The organism is Streptomyces sp. NPDC047042, from assembly GCF_040644035.1.
In the GTDB taxonomy this organism is placed as follows: Bacteria; Actinomycetota; Actinomycetes; order Streptomycetales; family Streptomycetaceae; genus Streptomyces.
Genome location: NZ_JBEYVP010000020.1, coordinates 196,072 through 213,961 on the forward strand (window position 1 = coordinate 196,072; position 17,890 = coordinate 213,961).

Consider the following 17,890-nt stretch of genomic DNA (forward strand, 5'->3'; position numbering starts at 1 on the left):
CGCGACCCACAGTCAGCGATGTCAGTCAGCCATGTGCCGCGTCGTCCGCCGGGCTCCGGCCCAGCGCCAGCCGTGCCACGCGCGGCCAGTCGGCCGCCCCGCCACCAACCCGTCGGGCGTGGGGGCGATGTCGTGGCACACGGACCCGGAGTGCCCCGGGCGCGATGCGGCACACCACGGGTGCCGGCACCACGACGTGTTCCCCGTCGATGCCGACCGGGAGGGTGTCCGTGTCCGCTTCGACGACGACCTCCCCGGCACTCAGCCGGACGAATCCCCCCGAACGCGGACCGCGTACCAGACGCGCCGCCTGAGCGGTGCTGCCGACCCGCACGCACACCACGCCCAGGAGGCCCGAGTCCAGCCGCTCCCTGCGCCCCGGACGGGCGGCGTCGACGGCACGCCCGTAGGGATTGTTGCTGACGAGCAGCGCCTGAAGTCCCTCGACGTGCGTCCGGTCGGCCCGCATCCACATCCGGGGCGCGTCCTTGCCGGTGAGGAAGCCGGGGAGGGTGCGCAGCGTCGTGCGGGCCTTGGCATCGCGGTACGCGGGGTCGGTGACGACGGACGCGTACGTGCCGAACGAGGCGTTGTTGACGAAGACCCGGTCCGCGGCGAACCCGAGGTCGACGCGGAGTTCCACGCCGCCGGTGAGGGCTTCCAGGGCCTTCGCCGGATCCTCGCGGTCGAGGCCGAGATCGAGGGCGAAGTGGTTGCGGGTACCGGCGGGAATCACCACGAAAGGCAGGTCGTGGGCCGCGGCGACCTCGGCCACCAGCGCCTGGGTGCCGTCGCCGCCCGCCACCGCCAGCAGATCGGCCCCCTCAGCGACGGCCTGCCGGGCCAACGCGGAGACATCCTGGCCCGGTTCGAGCAGCACCACCCGGCAGCCGGCCGCCCGCGCCTTCCCCACCAGGCCGAACCGGTCCACCTTGCCGCCACCGGAGCGCGGGTTCATGAGGACCCAGGGATGCCAGGGCGCCTCGGCGACCACCTGTTCGACGGCGACATGCCCGGGGGACAGAGCGCCGCGTGCCGTCGCGACGGCCAGCGCCCACAGCGCCAGGGACACACAGGCCGCCCACAGAATGCCGGACATCGCGTACAGCACGAGGACAGCCACGGGTGCGAGCAGCGAAACAGCCACCCCGAGGGCGCGCAGAGCACCGGTGTGCGCCAGGGTCCACCACACGCCGACGGCGGCGACCGCCAGCCCGGCGACACCGACCAGCACCCACAGCACGCTCCGCAGACCGGCGGCGACGAGCGGCACCAGCATGCTTCCCAGAAGGGCCAGCACGGCCAGGCGAGCCCGGCCGGGACTGTCCTCGCGCACGGTCGAGGCGCCTGCCTGCCCCGGGTTGTCCGTGTGCCCGCCGTCTCGTCCCATCTGCCGGCCCTTCTCCTCATGGGCCCGGGCGCCGTCGGTTTCCTGCCCGGGCCGCCTCAGTCGCGGCGGGGTGTGCCCTCCTCCGAGAGGTCGAAGAGGTTGGTGCGCGGGACCACGCACAGGGCCCAGATGATGAAGCCCGAGAGCGCGATCATCACGACCGACCACACCGGGTAGTACGGCAGGGAGAGGAAGTTGGCGACGATGACGAGTCCGGCGATGCCCACGCCGACGACGCGCGCCCACATCGCTGTCGTGAGCAGCCCGAAGCTGACGACCAGGGCGATCACGCCCAGAACGAGGTGGATCCAGCCCCAGCTGGTCAGGTCGAACGCGAAGGCGTAGTTGCGTGTCGTGACGAAGATGTCGTCATCGGCGATGGCCATGATGCCCCGGAAGATGTCGAGCAGGCCGACGAGGGAGAGCATCACGGCCGCGAAGGCCGTCAGACCGGTGGCCCATTCCTGCTTCGCCGTGTATTCCGGCCGGGTGTGTGTCGCGGTCATCTTGCGCCTCGATTCGTGTGGTGCGGATGCTCAGCGATGGGAGGTGCCGGTGGCGGAGCCCGTCTGCTGCGCCGAACCGTGGCCGGTCAGGACCAGTTCCTTGGCCCTGCGGAACTCCTCGTTCGTGATGTCGCCGCGGTCGCGGATCTCGGAAAGCCTGGCGAGCTCGTCGACACTGCTCGGCTGACCGCCGGACGCGGTTTCCCTGATGTACGCCTTGAACTCGTCCTGCTGCGCACGCGCCTGCTTGATCTCCCGGCGGCCCATGCTCTTGCCGCGGGCGATCACATAGACGAACACGCCGAGGAAGGGCAGCAGGATGCAGAACACCAGCCAGCCGGCCTTCGCCCAGCCGCTCAGCTGGTCGTCCCGGAAGATGTCGCCGATGATCCGGAACAGCAGGACGAACCACATGATCCACAGGAAGAACACGAGCATGGTCCAGAAGGCGCCCAACAGCGGATAGTCGTACGCCAGGTAGGTTTGCGCGGTCATCTCGGCCTCCGTCCCGGGCGTGGGCCCGGCAGCAGTTCTGTGCCGCACCAGCCTGCCCACGGCCGTCTCCCGGCGGCCTCACCCGGCGCGGGTGAGTGCGCGCGCCGCGGCCGTCCGGTACCAGGCGGTGGAGGCGACGTACTCGCCGAGGGCCAGGCCCGAGACGGCCGTCAGGAAGACGGCGATCAGCCAGGACAGAAACGTGAAGACCGGGCCGAGCGGGCCGAACTCGTCCAGGCTGTGCTCCATGGCCGCGGGCATCAGCACGCGGGCGGCCCAGCTCAGCAGGACCGTACCGGTGCCGGCCAGCAGCGCTCCCGGGAGCAGACTCAGCCAGCCGATCCGCCCGCCCAGCAGCAGATGCTGGGACCACCACCACAGCAGCGTCGCCGAGAGCAGGGAGAGCACCAGCCCGGTCACCGCGCCCGCGCCGAACCCGTTCCGCAGCGGTGCCTGGAACAGCAGGAAGGCCAGCCAGACGACCGGCCACAGCAGCCAGCGCCAGACCGCGGCCCGCACCGGTGCGCGCGGCAGCCGCCAGCACCGCTCGCACACCGCCTGGAGCGCGCGGCTGAACGCCGTGGCCGACACGAGCGTCACCACCAGGCCCACCGCTCCCACCGTGTCCCGTGTCGTACCGGTCGCGGAGAAGACCTCACGCATCTCGTCGAGGGTGTCGCCGCGCATTCCCAGAACGGCGCGGACGGAGTCGGCCAGCAGGTCCTGCATCCAGCCGGGGGCGAACGCGGCGAAGGTCATCAGCAGCGGGAGCGCGGTGAGGAACGCCTGCGCGGCCAGCCGTACGGCGCCCTCCACCAGGTTCAGCGCCGACAGACGGGACAGCAGCCGGACCGTGGTCCCCGACCGCAGGCCCGCCACGGCCCGCGAGGCCGCGCTCCTCAGGGACCGCGTGCGCCTGAGTGAGGTCGCGCGCCTGAGTGACGTCGTGCGGCTCGGTGACGCGCGCCCGGGGCCGGTTTTCCCGGCCATGGCTCACGGGCCGGTCCGGCTCGCCGCCCGTTCGGCCGCCCGGTCGGCCGGTCCGGCGGCGGCCGCGACGATCGCCAGGCCGAGCAGAACGGCCACGGCGACGCAGAGAACGAGCGCCACCGCTCCGACCGTGGGGTGGTTCCAGAGCAGCAGCGTCAGCGCTCCGGCCGCGAGGACACCGGCGGTGGTCCAGGACCGGTGGCTCGCGAGCCAGCGTCCGGTGGAGCCGGTGGGAACCCCGGAGCGATACAGCGCCTGGCCGGTGGCCGTCGTTCCCCGGTCGGCCAGGGCGCGGACGGCGCGAGCGGGACGGCCGGGACCGTACAGGTACGCGATCACAGCGATGATCACCGCGACGATCAGCAGGGTGCGCGTGCTGTCACGAAGGAACCGGACGAACGTGTCGTAGATCGCCGCGGCCGCGTCGGTGGGCAGCGCCGTGGACGGGACCGAGTCCAAGTAGACCCGTCGGAGCACGGCCAGCGCGACGAGCAGCACCACCATCATCACGCCGACCCCCGCCGCGGTGATCATCAGCATCACCCGGCGTGCCGGAGCGGTCCACACCGCGAGAGCGGCGAGCACGACGGTCAGGACGGGCAGCCAGGTGCCGAGAATGTCCAGCAACCGCATCGCGTCCTGCGCCTGGTTCAGCTTCTCGGTCCGGAACAGCGTGACCGTCTTGTCGGTGTCCGGGATGGCGGACGCCTTGTCGAAACCCGCGTCGACGAGCTGCTCCCGCACCTGGTCGACGACATCTCCCAGGTTCAGTTCGACGGCACCGTCCTTGGCGCTCACGGCACCCTTGCCGTCACCGGTGAGCATGCCGACCACCGCGCCGTGAGCGCGCCGGTTGGCGCCCTCCCACACCTGTTGGAAGGCATCGCTGGTGACCACACGGGTGACAGTGCGGTCCACGACCGACTTGACCGCGTTCCGCAGCGGACCCTCCAGGGCCTCGGCGCCCGCCACGACGCGGGGTTTGGCCCCGGCGTCCTTGAGCGTCTCGGCGAGCGCGTCCGTTATCGCCTTGACGTCCACGTTCTGCACCACGCGGTCCGTGAGCCGGTTGATCACGACCTCCTGCACGGCCGGGTCCGACGCCAGCGGCCCGACGGTCTTCACATATCTGCCGGTGTCCGAGACCGTGTCCTGGACCCAGGCCGCGACGACGGCCACGGGCGCGAGCAGCAGGGCCAGCAGCAGGAGAACCGACGAGACGACCCGACGCAGTCGCCGGTGGCGTACCGACGCGTGCCGGCGCATCCGCTCGTACTCCGCCCGTTCCTCGGCGGTGATGACGTGCGTGGCGTTCGGGTCTCTGCCGGGGTCCGGCGAATCGGGCGAATCGGGGGTGGAGGCCGGGTTCATGGGTGCTCCTGTCCGTGGGTGCGCCGCCCCGGCGCGACGATCGCCCCTGACGATCACCGCTCGGGATGACGGAGGTGGAGGGAGGTCCGGAGGTCCGGGTGTGCCCGCCGCGTCGTGCCCGCCTGAGCGGCGGGCGGGGTGTCAGGCCGTCCCGGCGGGCGGGTGCGACCCCGTGGCGGGTGTCTTTCGGAGCGCGGCCCGCAAGGCGAGGGCGACCGCCGTCTCGGCCAGACCGAGCAGGACGAGCCACAGGCCCACCAGCCGGGTCAGGGCACGGGCGGACTCCGTCGGCAGAGCGAGCACCACGATCCCCGCGACGATGCCGAGCACCGCGACGCCCACGACGACGCCGCGGTGCGGCAGGTCCCTGGTGGCGAGCGCCGAGTACAGGGTGAGGACGCCGGAGACCAGCCAGACGACGCCGACGATCAGCGAGAGCGCGTCGATGGTCTGCAGCGGGTTGCGCAGGCACAGCACCCCGGCCAGTACGTACAGCACGGCCAGCAGCAGTCCCGGGAGCCGTTCACCGTGCTCCTCCCGGCCGAAGACGGCCACGAACCGGAACGCCCCGGTCACCAGCAGGTACAGGCCGATGAGGACCGCCAGGACGTGCAGGGTCTCCTCCGGCCAGACCAATACCAGGATGCCCAGCACCAGCGTCGCGAGGGCGGGTCCCAGGAGCCAGATCCATGAACGGCCGAGCCGCGCGAGAACGTCCGCGGAGTCACCCATGGGGCCGGCGCCGGGGGCGGGGCCCGCCCGGTCGTATTCGTGTTCCTGTCCGGTGTGGGATGCCGGTCCACGCGGCATGGTCATGGCTCCTCCTCGCGTGATCGACGAGTGGTCGCTCCAGGGTCACGCCAGTCACCGGGCGCCCGGGTCACCCACCACGGGTGATCCCTCGGCGCCGGCGCGGAGATGAGGTGAAGAGATGAGCGATCCGAGCACTCCCCGGCCGGGCCGCACCCCGCCCGGACCGGACGGCCGCCGACGGTCCCTCGATGCCCGTCGGCGGTCTCTGCGCGCCCGTCGGCGGGCGGCGGTCGTCGCCCTGATCCGCGCCGCACTCATCGCCGCCGGCCTCGTCACCGCCTACTACCTGCTGCCCTTGGACGAACACGGCACGGTGACCTCGTCGGCGCTGCTCGTGTGCGGCCTGGTGGGGGTACTCCTGGTGTTCGGGTTCGAGGTGTGGGCCATCGCGCGCTCACCCCACCCGCGTCTCAAGGCCGTCGAGGCCCTGGCCGCCACGCTGGCGCTGTTTCTGGTTCTCTTCGCCGGCGCCTACTACATGGTGGACCGCACCACCCCGGGCTCCTTCAGCGAGCCGCTGACCAGGACGGACGCCCTGTACTTCACGCTGACGACGTTCAGTACCGTCGGCTACGGGGACATCGCGGCACGCTCCCAGGCGGGGCGCATGCTGACGATGGGTCAGATGGTGGGAGGCCTGCTGCTCGTGGGCGTCGCCGCGCGGGTGCTGGCGAGCGCGGTCCAGGCCGGGCTGCGCAGGCAGGGCCGCGGGCCGGCGCAGCCGGGTTCCGACAGCGACGCCGGGACACCGGACCAGGACTCCGGACGATGACCGTCCCCGTCACTCCGGCAGTTGGCGCATCTCCAGTACACACAGTCCCAGTGACTGGCAGCGTGCCAGCAGCCCGTACAGATGCGCCTCGTCCACAACCCGGCCGAACAGGACGGTCTGGCCGGACATCACTACGTGGCCCAGCTCCGGAAAGGCTCGGGCCATCGTTTCCGACAGGTGTCCCTCGACGCGGATCTCGTAGCGCACGAGCTGTCCTCCTACGGGCTTGCCGGGACAGGCGGACGGCGCCTTACCTGCGATCGTCCGGCCTTCCCGGCGTTTCGGACCTCACCCGGGAGAGGTGACCCGTCGCCGGACGGCGGGCCACCGCCGATCAGTGCGTCAGGAAGATCTTGACGGAGATGATCAGCAGGCCGAGCACGAGGTTGACCGTCGCGGTGACGGCCAGCAGCCGCCGAGAGGCACCTGCGCGGCGGGCCGCGGCCACCGACCAGCCCACCTGACCGGCCACGGCGACCGAGAGGGCCAGCCAGAGCGCACCGCCCACATCCAGGCCCAGGACGGGGCTGACCGCCACCGCGACGGCCGGCGGGACGGCGGCCTTGGCGATCGGCCACTCTTCGCGGCACACACGCAGCACGCCCCGGCGGTCCGGCGCCCGTTCCGCGAGGCGCGCCCCGAACACATGGGCGTGCACGTGGGCGATCCAGAACACCACCCCGGTGAGCAGCAGAAGCAGCACGAGCTCGGCGCGGGGGAACGAGCCCAGGGAACCGGCGCCGATCAGTACGGAGGCCGCGAGCATGGATCCGTAGACGCCGCCCGTGTAGTCCGCTCTGGCTCGGTGCTCGGCCCTGTGCTCGGCCCGGCGCGCTCTACGGGCCGTGGCCGGGCCGGTCGTGGTGGTTGTTGTGGACGGGGCGGGGGTTCTGGACACCGGCGACTCCCTCCGGACTGGGTGAGTCGATGCGGTCACCTCGGCTGGAGCGTCGGCTCCGAGCGGCGCGGACGGGTCTCCCGGGCGGTCGGGAGATGCGGTGTGACCAGGAAACTGGCGAGAGCGATACCGCCGGTGGCCAGGATCGCCGCCTTCAGACCGTCCAGTTGGGCGGAGGAGTAGGAGTCCGCGACGGCGTCGACCTCGGACTGCGGCAACCCGGCGCGCTCGGCCGCCGAGCGCACCTGATCGGTGGGGACGAACGCGATCCCGGCCTCGAGAGCGACACCGACCTGCTGCCGCGCCTCCTCCGACAGACTCGGGTTGTCCGCCACCTGCGTGGTGAAGGCGTGGGCCAGCGCACCGATGAGGATCGATCCGATGAGAGCGGTGCCCAGCGCCGAGCCCAGATTCTGTGCCGTGAACTGAAGCCCGCCGGCCTCACTGCGTTCCTCTTCGCCGACACTGGACTGGACGACGTTGCCCAGTTGCGAGGCGAGCAGGCCGACACCCACGCCGAGCAGGGCCATCGCTCCGGCGAACTGGGCGTCGTCGATGACCGGGTCGATGGTCGCCAGCAGCCACACGATGGCCGCTGCCAGGGTGAGCAGGGCCAGCCGTACCACCCGGCGCGGTCCCATCGTCCGCCCCAGCGAGGACGCGGACAGGGAGGTGATGAGCATGGTGGCGGACACCGGGAGCAGGCGCAGGCCCGTCTCGAAGGCGTCGAACCCCTGAACCACCTGCAAGTACAGCGGGATGGTGAAGAACAGCCCCAGCAGGATGAGGTTCTGGCTCAGCAGCGTCAGCAGGCCGGACCGCAGCACGGGCCTGCCCAGCAGGGACAGGTGGAAGAGGGGGTCGGCGCCCTCTTCGTCCCGCCGTCGCTCCCACCGGCTGAAGAGCGCCAGGACAGCCACCCCCGCGCCCACGACGAACAGCGTCGGGGCGAAGCCGAAGACGGTGAAAGGAGGATTGCGGGGCTGCACCCACCCCCAGGTGCTGCTCTGCAGGACCCCGAGCACGCCCAGCCCCAGCCCGGCCGCGGACAGGACCGCGCCGACCCAGTCCAGCCGGGGCCGCGGGCCGGTCGGAGCGGGCGTGGCGATGACCCGGTGGCACAGCAGGACGACCACGACGACCACGACCTCGCCGGCGAAGACAAGCCGCCAGGTCAGGTACGTGGTCACCCAGCCGCCCAACAGGGGGCCGACCGCGATCCCCGCGCCGGCCAGCCCGCCGATGATCGCGTAGGCGACAGCCCGGTCCTTCCCGCGGTACGACTCCGCGACGAGGGCGGCCATGGCCGGCAGCACCATGGCGGCTCCGAGCCCCTCGATGACGGACCAGCCCAGCGTGAGGACCCACAGGGTGGGTGCCGCGGCGGTCAGGGCCGAGCCCACGCCGTACACGACCATCCCCGTGAAGAACATACGGCGACGCCCCAGGATGTCCCCGAATCTACCGCCGATGATCATAAAAGCGGCCATCACCAGCGCGTACAGCGTGATGACGGCCTGGATGGCGGTGACCTCGGTGTCGAAGTCCTCGACCAGCTGGCTGATGGAGACGTTCATGACCGAGGTGTCCAGGACCATCAGGAACTGGGCCGCGCCCAGGACGATCAGAGCCCGCCAGTGCTTCACCGCGTCCACCTCGCAAGGTCGGTCGTCCGCCGCGCCTCCCATCGCATCCGAAGTACGCGCCCGGTGCCTCACCCGCCACGGGGGAACAACCACGGGGGAACCACCGGCACCGACGCGCGTTCAGAGCAGCCGGAGTTCCCGTGCGCGCCGCACCGCTTCGCCCCGCCGGCTCACCGCCAGCTTCCGGTAGACGCTCTTGAGGTGGGTCTTCACCGTGTTCACCGAGACGTAGAGGTCGGCGGCGATCTCCTCGGTCGACATCATCCGGGCCAGTCGCTCCAGCACGTCCTGCTCGCGTCCGCTCAGCTCCGCGGCGACGAGCGGGGGCGGCGGGGAATCCGGCCGGGAGTCGTCGTGGCGCGGCGGGCCGGGCGTGAGCCAGCCCGCTGCCAGCCCCTGCAGCGGAGCCGTGGCCAGCAGGGGCCGGATCCACGCTCCGGCATCGAGGAACGGACGCCGCAGCCGCTCACGCCGGGCGTCGAGGAGCGCCTGTGCCACGAGCCTGCGGGCGACGGCGGTGTCTCCCGCCCTCTCCGCGCTCTGCGCCCTGACCAGCGCTGCCCGCACGGTCACCCCAGGGCCGGTCCGTCCCTCGGTGCGGATGCTGTCGAGCAGGTCGATGGCCGCCCCGCGATGCCCTGTGGCGAGCTGGATCGCCGCGGCCTCCACCGCGCACATCGGCTGGTCGACGGCGACTCCCTCAAGCACCTCTACGGCTTCGTCGGGCCGCCCTTCGGCCAGGTGGGCGGCGGAGGAGACGAGCAGCTCACGGCTTGCCGCCCAGGGCGAGGCCACCGCGGCGGAGAAGGCCGGGTCCGCCGCCGTGGCGGCGGCTCCTGTCCTGCCCCTGGCCAGCAGGAGGTGCGTGGTGGCAAGGGTGAGCCCCGCCGCCAGGACCGGATCACGCGTGCCCGACGGGAGCCGGGTCGTCTCGTCGAGGAGGGCCTGGGCCCGGCCCAGCTCATGGCGGTCGACAGCCACGGCGGCCAGGACCAGTCGTCCGATGCCGGAGCGGGGCTGCTGGTCCTGGCCGCCCCGCTCCGCCTCCGACACCGCCGCCAGTGCCCTGCGCTCGGCCCGGCCGAGCCAGCCGTTCAGATAGTCGAGCAGTGCCAGGTGCCCCATCGACTCCTCCCGGGGCAGCAGGGTGGAGGCGCCGCCCGGAGTACCGGCCACCGTGGTCAGGACAGCGCGTGCCTCCTCGAAGTGCCCGGCCCACAGGCGTGCCGAGCCCAGATGGGTCAGCAGGAGAGCGGTGAGTTCGGGATGTTTGTCCAGCAGCTGCGCCGGGACTGCCTGCCGCAGTTCACCGGCCGCCTCGGCGGCCTTCTCGACGCGTGGGGGACACCCGGTCAGCCGTGCGGCCAGTGCTTCGAGCAGCGCGCAGCTCAGCTGGGCGGCCGCCAGGCCGGGGGTGTGGTCCGCCAGCCGTTCCTCGGCGTGGCGCAGGTGTGCCTGGCCGTGTTCGAGGTTGCACCGGGACAGCTCGCGGGCGGCGCGCACGAGGTCGGTGGCGGGGCTCCGGGCTTCGGGCCCCATCTGCGCGAACAACCGGTCCAGGACGTCCGAGCGCAGGCCGGTGAAGAGCTGGCCGATCGCGAGGTCGTCTATGAGGGAACCGGCGGCGAAGTCCCAGTCGCCCACGGCGGCGCTGTGGGCGAGTGTCTCCGGCAGATATCCGGACCGGCGCAGCCACTGTGCGGCCCGCCGGTGGAGTTCCGGCTCCACGCCCGGCAGGCGTACCCGCAGATGAGCGCGGAGTATCTCGCCGAACAGCGGATGGAGCTGGTACCACGAGTGGCCGAGAGGTTCGACGAACGCGTTCTCATGGTGCAGCCGGGCCAGAATGGACTCGGCATCGGCCCGGAGGGTCAGCGCGTCGGCCAGATCGGGACAGAAACGCTCCAGGACGCTCACGCGCAGCAGGAGGTCCTGTGTCTCCCGCGTCTGGACCTTCAGGACCTCGGCCAGCAGATAGTCGGCGACCGTACTGCGGTCCGCCTCGAACTCCTTCAGATAGAGCTCGGGGTCGTCGCTCTCCCGAGCGGCCAGGGCGGACAGGCGCAGGCCGGCGGCCCAGCCCCGGGTGCGGTCCACCAGGTCCTCGGCGGCGTGGACCGGCAGGCGCAGACCGTGCAGCTCCAGCAGTGCGACGGCCTCCTCGGGGGTGAAGGCCAGTTCGGCGGCGCGGATCTCCGTCAGATCACCGGCCGCCCGGTAGCGGTGCAGGGGGAGCAGCGGGTCGGTGCGGGTGACGAGGACGAGGCGCAGGCCCTGCCCGGCGTGGTGCAGGACGAACGCCAGCTGCTCCGAGATCTCCGGCGTGGTCACGCGCTCGAACTCGTCCAGTACGAGGACCACGGGCCGGTCCCGGTCGTTCAGTTCGGCGGCGAGCGCCGCCAGCAGCCTGTGGTCCACCCCGGAAGCGTCCGCGGGAGCCCCGACCGCGTCGGACACCGGTGCACCGCAGGCACTCAGGGTCTCGAGGACGTACGCCCAGAACACCCCCGGACGGCAGTCACCCGCTTCGACGGTGAGCCAGGCGACCGGCGACCGCAGCCCGGCGGCCCAGTCGGCGGCCAGCAGGGTCTTGCCGGCCCCGGCGGGTCCGTTGAGCAGTGTCAGCGGGGTCACGAGAGCCTGGTCGAGGTGATCGACGAGCCGCTGCCGCCGCAGGAACGTGGCGGGCCTCGCGGGCAGGGCGAACCGGGTGCGCAGAAACGGGTCTCCCAGAGGGTCGGCGCACGGAACGGCCGGAACGGTCGAAACGATGGAAAGGGTCGGTCCCCGAGCGTTCGCATGGGTCTCCGGCACCGCTCTCACCTCGCAGTCCGTCAGTGCCCGCGATGGACAGCGCCGGTCAGTGGGCCGCGGCGCCCTGGAGGTCGGGCTGGAAGGCGCCGATCAGGTCGTGGCCCGGCTGGATGACGCCGTAACTGCCCTCGGGCACCGCGTTCCAGGCGCCGGGAAGGTCACCCAGCGGCTCGGACACGACGAGGCGGGTTTCGTCGGAGACCTCGCGGAGGAACTCGGCATCGGGGTGCAGCGCGCGCAGGGTGTCCACCCTGGTGCTGAAGAACAACGACCGTGAGCGGCCCTCGCTGGAGTAGCGGAAGGCCCACATCCGTTCGCCGTCGGCCACCGCGACGGTCATCTGAAGGGGGTTCCTGATGCCGTGCTCGTGCCCTTTCCGCTCGATCAGGCCCGCCATCCGCGCCACGGCACCGGGAGGATCCTCCGTCAGGCCGAAGGTGAGGGCGAGATAGAACATGAGCTCGGAGTCGGTGGAACCCTCGATGTCGGGATACAGGGCCGGATCGACGGCCAGCGCGAGGTCACGCCGCAGGACGTGGAACCCGCTGATCATCCCGTTGTGCATCCACATCCACCGGCCGTGGCGGAAGGGATGACAGTTGGACTGCTGCACGGCGGTCCCGGTCGCCGCCCTGATGTGGGCGAAGAAGAGACCCGAGCGGACGTGGTGGGCGACCTCCCGCAGATTGCGGTTGTTCCACGCCGGGCCCACGTCCCGCAGGACAGCCGGGGTGGCGGCTGTGTCCTCGGCGTACTCGTTGTACCAGCCGAGACCGAAGCCGTCGCCGTTGGTCGTCTCCACGCCCATACGGGAGTGCAGGCTCTGGTCGATCAAGGAGTGCGCGGGCTTGAACAGCACCTGGCTGAGAAGGATGGGGGTACCCGAGTAGGCGATCCAACGGCACATCGTGGGTCCCTTCGCTCCTGGGACGGCCCACCCGATGCGGCAGCACCGGAGCGGAGCGTCCTCGTGCGCGTAGTCACCAGTATCGCTTCCAGGATCCCCTCGGGCACGCCGACGGCCCCGTCTCCGCCGACTGCCGCGCCCCCGGCACCCGGCTCACGGGCGTCGGGGGCGGCGCCGGCGTCGCTGCTAGTACGGCGCCCGGAACTGGGCGTACCCCAGCAGCAGGATGATCCCGGCGACACAGCCGAGGACCACCGCCGTCGATATCCACGACGATCTGCGCGGCCCGGAACCCTCGGGCTCACCCCGGAACGGCACCGGCTCCGGCGGGTTCTCCTTCCAGCGGGCCGCGAGCATTCTGGCCCGGGCGGACGGCTCCTTGTGCGGAGCGTCGCGCGCCCACCGGTAGTCGAACTCCCGCTCGCTGTCGTCGTGTTCGGACTTCCCCGACATCCCCGTCATCCCCGTCGCCCTTCGTGTCCTGTGCGATCCCATGCCTGTGCGAGGTCCGTTCACCATAGTGCGCCCCACTGACACCGCCCCGGCCGGCCTCCGCCCCCGACCCCGGACACGACGGCGCCCCCGCACCGGCGAACCGGGGCGAGGGCGCTGACGTACACCGATACCGGGCGCCTGCGGGCGCCGGCCGACTCACACGTCGAAGTACAGCTCGAACTCGTGCGGGTGCGGACGCAGCTGCAGCGGCGCGATCTCGTTCGTGCGCTTGAAGTCGATCCACGTCTCGATCAGGTCCGGCGTGAACACGTCGCCCTGGAGGAGGAACTCGTGGTCGCGCTCGAGGGAGTCGAGGACGGCCGGGAGCGAGGTCGGGACCTGCGCCACGCTCGCGTGCTCCTCGGGAGCCAGCTCGTAGAGGTCCTTGTCGATCGGCTCGGCCGGCTCGATCTTGTTCTTGATGCCGTCCAGGCCCGCCAGCAGCAGGGCGGAGAACGCCAGGTACGGGTTGCCGGAGGAGTCGGGCGCGCGGAACTCGACGCGCTTGGCCTTCGGGTTGGAGCCCGTGATCGGGATACGCATGGCCGCGGAGCGGTTGCGCTGCGAGTACACCAGGTTGATCGGCGCCTCGAAGCCCGGGACCAGGCGGTGGTACGAGTTCACCGTCGGGTTGGTGAACGCGAGCAGCGACGGGGCGTGCTTGAGGATGCCGCCGATGTAGTAGCGGGCGGTGTCCGACAGGCCCGCGTAGCCGGCCTCGTCGTAGAAGAGCGGCTGGCCGCCCGTCCACAGCGACTGGTGGACGTGCATGCCCGAGCCGTTGTCACCGAAGATCGGCTTCGGCATGAAGGTCGCGGTCTTGCCGTTGCGCCAGGCCACGTTCTTCACGATGTACTTGAAGAGCTGGAGGTCGTCGGCCGCGGCGAGCAGCGTGTTGAACTTGTAGTTGATCTCGGCCTGGCCGGCCGTGCCCACCTCGTGGTGCTGGCGCTCGACCTGCAGACCGGAGTTGGCCAGCTCCAGGGAGATCTCGGCGCGCAGGTCGGCGAAGTGGTCGACCGGCGGCGTCGGGAAGTAACCGCCCTTGTAGCGGACCTTGTAACCACGGTTGTTCTCGACCGCACCGGTGTTCCAGGCGCCGGCCTCGGAGTCGATGTGGTAGAAGCTCTCGTTCGACGAGGTGGCGAAGCGCACGCTGTCGAAGACGTAGAACTCGGCCTCGGGACCGAAGTACGCGGTGTCCGCGATACCGGTCGACGCGAGGTACGCCTCGGCCTTCTTGGCCACGTTGCGCGGGTCACGGGAGTACTGCTCGCCCGTGATCGGGTCGTGGATGAAGAAGTTGATGTTGACCGTCTTGTCACGGCGGAACGGGTCGACCCGCGCCGTGGACAGGTCGGCGCGCAGCGCCATGTCGGACTCGTGGATGGCCTGGAAGCCGCGGATCGAGGAGCCGTCGAAGGCCAGTTCCTCGTCCGGGTCGAAGGCCGACGCCGGCAGCGTGAAGTGCTGCATCACACCCGGCAGGTCGCAGAAGCGGACGTCGATGAACTTGACGTCCTCGTCCGCGATGTACTTCTTGGCCTCGTCGGCGTTCTGGAACATCCAGCTCCTCCTACTCCCGGCCGTCCGTGCCGGGGTGGTAGTTCGTTCGTGCGGCCAGTGCGGTGGCACACGTTGGATCCGACTTTAGGGACAGGTGATTTCTCAGGCATGACCCATTTGTTTCGACCAAGTTAACCGGACCCGGGCCGGGCGACCCACCTGTGGGTAGCGGAAATCGCGCGCAGTACGGTGGTCGGGTGGACAACAGGGACGCAATCGGATCGTGGCTCTCCGGCCCCCGCGCCGCCGCGGAGGAAGCCGGTGTCGACTTCGGATACCGGGGCCAACAGCTCGGTCTGCCCGAGGCGGGCCCGGGCTCCATCGCCCGCCCCGGCCGCCGGCTCGGCGCCCTGGCCGTCGACTGGGGCCTGTGCCTCCTGATCGCATACGGCCTCATCACCGACAGCTACAACAAGGCCGCGCAGGTGTGGGCACCGCTCATCCTGTTCGCGTTGCTCCTGCTCACGCTGGGCACGCTCGGTTTCACTCCGGGCAAGCGGCTGTTCGGCCTGCGGGTGGTCGCCCTGGACACGGGCCGCGTCAGTCCGCCGCGCGCCGCGCTCAGAACGCTGCTGTTCTTCCTCGCAGTCCCGGCCCTCATCTGGGACCGCGACGGCCGCGGCCTGCACGACCGGCTCGCCCGCACTGTGGAAGTACGGATCTGACGCAGGTACGAGAGACGACGCGAGGTACGACGATGGGGCGCCCGGAGTGATCCGGGCGCCCCATCGTCGTACCTCGCGTCGTCATACGCGACCGCTTCTCGCGTCAGCGCATCTTGCCGCCGCGCGGCATGCGCATCCCCTTGGGCATCGGGCCCTTCGGCAGCGGCATGTTGCTCATCAGGTCACCCATGGCCCGCAGCCGGTCGTTGGTCGCGGTCACCTGGGGGCCGGCGAGAACGCGCGGCAGCTTCAGCATGGTCGTGCGGAGCTTCTTCAGCTCGATCTGGCCCTCACCCGTGCCGACCAGCAGGTCGTGCACCGGTACGTCCGCGACGATGCGGGCCATCTTCTTCTTCTCGGCGGCCAGCAGGCTCTTCACCCGGTTGGGGTTGCCCTCGGCGACCAGCACGATGCCGGCCTTGCCGACCGCGCGGTGCACCACGTCCTGGCTGCGGTTCATCGCCACCGCCGGAGTGGTCGTCCAGCCCCGGCCGATGTTGTCCAGTACGGCCGCCGCGGCACCCGGCTGGCCCTCCATCTGCCCGAAGGCGGCCCGCTCGGCCCGGCGCCCGAACACGATCGCCGTCGCGAGGAAGGCGAGCAGGAGGCCGAGAATGCCGAGATAGATCGGGTGCCCGATCAGAAAGCCGATCGCGAGGAAGACACCGAAGGTGAAGATTCCGACAGCCGCGAGTACAAGACCGATCTTTTTGTCGGCCTTGCGGGTCATCTTGTACGTCAGGGCGATCTGCTTGAGTCGCCCGGGGTTCGCGGCGTCCGCCGCGGTTTCCTTCCTCGCCATGCCGTGAAGTCTACGTGGCCCGGCAAGCGCCCACGACGGCGGTGTCGTCGGGTGCCGGGGAGCGGCGGTCAGGAACGGGTGGCCAGGGCCTGGTCGAGGACGCGCTGCGCCTCATTGCGGTCCTTGGCGCGACGGCGGTCCTCCAGGACGGAGGTCCAGGCGTTCTGGCGGGCGGTGCGCTGGCCGCTGTTGAGCAGCAGCGACTCGACTGCGCGCAGCGCGTCGGTGAACGACGGGATCGGTGTGGCGCGGACGGGTGCGGTCTGCATGACGGGGGTCCCCCCTCGGGACGGCTCTGGGTAAGGGTGCACATCGTGTGAAGACAGGCTCACTGATTGGTGTTACCAGGGCGTGACCTGCCGGTCAAACACGGATGAAGCCTTGATACGCAAGGCGAAAACGCCGGTGCGGCCCCGACGTATGCCCTCAACTGCGAGGACGGTCGGGACCGCACGGATTCGGCCGTTACTGGCGGGTAGTCTCTTGTGCGCGAATTCACACGTCTGCCGCGCCCGGGGTGGAGGCCCTGCTCACACCGCCTGCGAGGCGATGTACGAGCCCCGCTTCTCGATGGCCATCTGGTAGAGACGGCCGGCGCGGTACGACGAGCGGACCAGCGGGCCGGACATGACACCGGAGAAGCCGATCTGCTCGGCCTCCTCCTTCAGCTCGACGAACTCGTGCGGCTTCACCCAGCGCTCCACGGGGTGGTGCCGGACGGTGGGACGCAGGTACTGCGTGATGGTGATCAGCTCGCACCCCGCCTCGTGCAGCTGGCGCAGCGCCTCGCTGACCTCCTCGCGGGTCTCGCCCATACCGAGGATCAGGTTGGACTTCGTGACCAGACCGTAGTCGCGGGCGTCGGTGATGACCTTGAGCGAGCGGTCGTAGCGGAAGCCGGGGCGGATGCGCTTGAAGATACGGGGGACCGTCTCGACGTTGTGCGCGAAGACCTCGGGCCGGGAGGAGAACACCTCGGCCAGCAGCTCCGGTACGGCGTTGAAGTCGGGTGCGAGCAGCTCGACCTTGGTGCGGCCTTCCTCACGTCCCTCGGTCTGCTGGTGGATCTGGCGCACGGTCTCGGCGTACAGCCAGGCGCCGCCGTCCTCCAGGTCGTCGCGGGCGACGCCGGTGATGGTGGCGTAGTTGAGGTCCATCGTGACCACGGACTCGCCGACGCGGCGGGGCTCGTCGCGGTCGAGTGCCTCGGGCTTGCCGGTGTCGATCTGGCAGAAGTCGCAGCGGCGGGTGCACTGGTCGCCGCCGATGAGGAACGTGGCCTCGCGGTCCTCCCAGCACTCGTAGATGTTGGGACAGCCGGCTTCCTGGCAGACCGTGTGCAGGCCCTCGCTCTTCACGAGGTTCTGCATCTTCGTGTACTCGGGACCCATTTTCGCCCGGGTCTTGATCCACTCGGGCTTGCGCTCGATGGGGGTCTGGGCGTTCCGGACCTCCAGGCGCAACATCTTGCGTCCGTCGGGTGCGACTGCGGACACGATGGCTCCCTGTAGCTTCGATTCTTCGGCGTACACCAGGGTACGCCCGTGCGCTGTACGCCCTGCGAGACGGGCAACCTTTGAGACGGAGGGTCCATTCCCGGGCCCGGTTTTCCTCGCCCCCGCCGCCCCTACCCGTCCCATCCGTCTCGGGGGCGCTGCCCCCGACCCCCCGCTCCTCAAACGCCGGAGGGGCTGGATAGTCAGCCCGTCCGGCGTTTGAGGACGAGGCCGTTCAGGCCGAAGCGGGGGTCTGGGGGCGGC

The 17,890-nt window shown here is 70.8% G+C and carries 18 protein-coding genes; 2 read left to right on the forward strand and 16 right to left on the reverse strand.

The features are described from left to right. Window positions 1-25 precede the first annotated feature (25 nt). The 6 genes from ABZ855_RS24385 to ABZ855_RS24410 all read right to left on the reverse strand — a co-directional run bounded on the left by ABZ855_RS24385 (window position 26) and on the right by ABZ855_RS24410 (window position 5,568). Window positions 26-1,390, reverse strand: coding sequence for a diacylglycerol kinase family protein (locus tag ABZ855_RS24385; RefSeq protein WP_360810088.1), 1,365 nt, complete (start codon window positions 1,388-1,390; stop codon window positions 26-28). A 56-nt stretch (window positions 1,391-1,446) separates the two neighbouring features. Further along, window positions 1,447-1,896, reverse strand: a complete 450-nt coding sequence (locus tag ABZ855_RS24390) for a hypothetical protein (RefSeq protein ID WP_360810090.1) — start codon at window positions 1,894-1,896, stop codon at window positions 1,447-1,449. 30 nt (window positions 1,897-1,926) lie between these two features. Then, window positions 1,927-2,391 (reverse strand): SHOCT domain-containing protein, encoded by a 465-nt coding sequence (locus ABZ855_RS24395; RefSeq protein ID WP_360810092.1) that lies wholly within the window; start codon window positions 2,389-2,391, stop codon window positions 1,927-1,929. Between the two features lie 78 nt (window positions 2,392-2,469). Beyond that, on the reverse strand, window positions 2,470-3,270 hold the full coding sequence (locus ABZ855_RS24400; RefSeq protein WP_360810094.1) for a ribonuclease BN: 801 nt from the start codon (window positions 3,268-3,270) through the stop codon (window positions 2,470-2,472). 114 nt (window positions 3,271-3,384) lie between these two features. Next, complete coding sequence (locus tag ABZ855_RS24405; protein WP_360810096.1) at window positions 3,385-4,752, reverse strand: hypothetical protein; 1,368 nt, start codon at window positions 4,750-4,752, stop codon at window positions 3,385-3,387. 141 nt (window positions 4,753-4,893) lie between these two features. Continuing rightward, entirely contained in the window at window positions 4,894-5,568 is a 675-nt protein-coding gene (locus tag ABZ855_RS24410) for a DUF308 domain-containing protein (RefSeq protein ID WP_360810098.1), read from the reverse strand. A gap of 115 nt (window positions 5,569-5,683) precedes the next feature. On the opposite strand from ABZ855_RS24410, the gene ABZ855_RS24415 reads away from it, so the two are divergent. Continuing rightward, window positions 5,684-6,337: a potassium channel family protein gene (locus ABZ855_RS24415; RefSeq protein WP_360810100.1), complete on the forward strand. Its 654-nt coding sequence runs from the start codon at window positions 5,684-5,686 to the stop codon at window positions 6,335-6,337. A 9-nt stretch (window positions 6,338-6,346) separates the two neighbouring features. On the opposite strand, the gene ABZ855_RS24420 is transcribed toward ABZ855_RS24415, so the two are convergent. The 7 genes from ABZ855_RS24420 to glnA all read right to left on the reverse strand — a co-directional run bounded on the left by ABZ855_RS24420 (window position 6,347) and on the right by glnA (window position 14,663). Then, window positions 6,347-6,544: a hypothetical protein gene (locus ABZ855_RS24420; RefSeq protein ID WP_360810102.1), complete on the reverse strand. Its 198-nt coding sequence runs from the start codon at window positions 6,542-6,544 to the stop codon at window positions 6,347-6,349. Window positions 6,545-6,671: 127 nt separating this feature from the next. Continuing rightward, on the reverse strand, window positions 6,672-7,235 hold the full coding sequence (locus ABZ855_RS24425) for a hypothetical protein (protein WP_360810104.1): 564 nt from the start codon (window positions 7,233-7,235) through the stop codon (window positions 6,672-6,674). A 35-nt stretch (window positions 7,236-7,270) separates the two neighbouring features. Further along, complete coding sequence (locus tag ABZ855_RS24430; RefSeq protein ID WP_360810106.1) at window positions 7,271-8,881, reverse strand: MFS transporter; 1,611 nt, start codon at window positions 8,879-8,881, stop codon at window positions 7,271-7,273. 120 nt (window positions 8,882-9,001) lie between these two features. Next, entirely contained in the window at window positions 9,002-11,653 is a 2,652-nt protein-coding gene (locus ABZ855_RS24435; RefSeq protein WP_360810128.1) for a LuxR C-terminal-related transcriptional regulator, read from the reverse strand. A gap of 88 nt (window positions 11,654-11,741) precedes the next feature. Continuing rightward, window positions 11,742-12,602, reverse strand: coding sequence for a class II glutamine amidotransferase (locus ABZ855_RS24440; RefSeq protein WP_360810108.1), 861 nt, complete (start codon window positions 12,600-12,602; stop codon window positions 11,742-11,744). Window positions 12,603-12,788: 186 nt separating this feature from the next. Continuing rightward, complete coding sequence (locus ABZ855_RS24445) at window positions 12,789-13,055, reverse strand: hypothetical protein (protein WP_360810110.1); 267 nt, start codon at window positions 13,053-13,055, stop codon at window positions 12,789-12,791. Between the two features lie 198 nt (window positions 13,056-13,253). Then, entirely contained in the window at window positions 13,254-14,663 is a 1,410-nt protein-coding gene (glnA, locus tag ABZ855_RS24450; RefSeq protein WP_360810112.1) for a type I glutamate--ammonia ligase, read from the reverse strand. Window positions 14,664-14,860: 197 nt separating this feature from the next. On the opposite strand from glnA, the gene ABZ855_RS24455 reads away from it, so the two are divergent. Beyond that, a complete protein-coding gene (locus ABZ855_RS24455; protein WP_360810114.1) occupies window positions 14,861-15,328 on the forward strand; it encodes an RDD family protein in 468 nt (155 codons plus the stop codon). Between the two features lie 103 nt (window positions 15,329-15,431). Here the strand turns inward: ABZ855_RS24455 and ABZ855_RS24460 are convergent, their stop codons facing one another. The 3 genes from ABZ855_RS24460 to lipA all read right to left on the reverse strand — a co-directional run bounded on the left by ABZ855_RS24460 (window position 15,432) and on the right by lipA (window position 17,626). Beyond that, window positions 15,432-16,130, reverse strand: a complete 699-nt coding sequence (locus ABZ855_RS24460; RefSeq protein WP_105975996.1) for a DUF4191 domain-containing protein — start codon at window positions 16,128-16,130, stop codon at window positions 15,432-15,434. A gap of 68 nt (window positions 16,131-16,198) precedes the next feature. Next, entirely contained in the window at window positions 16,199-16,399 is a 201-nt protein-coding gene (locus ABZ855_RS24465) for a hypothetical protein (protein ID WP_360810116.1), read from the reverse strand. A 261-nt stretch (window positions 16,400-16,660) separates the two neighbouring features. Continuing rightward, a complete protein-coding gene (lipA, locus tag ABZ855_RS24470; protein WP_164407770.1) occupies window positions 16,661-17,626 on the reverse strand; it encodes a lipoyl synthase in 966 nt (321 codons plus the stop codon). Window positions 17,627-17,890 lie beyond the last annotated feature (264 nt).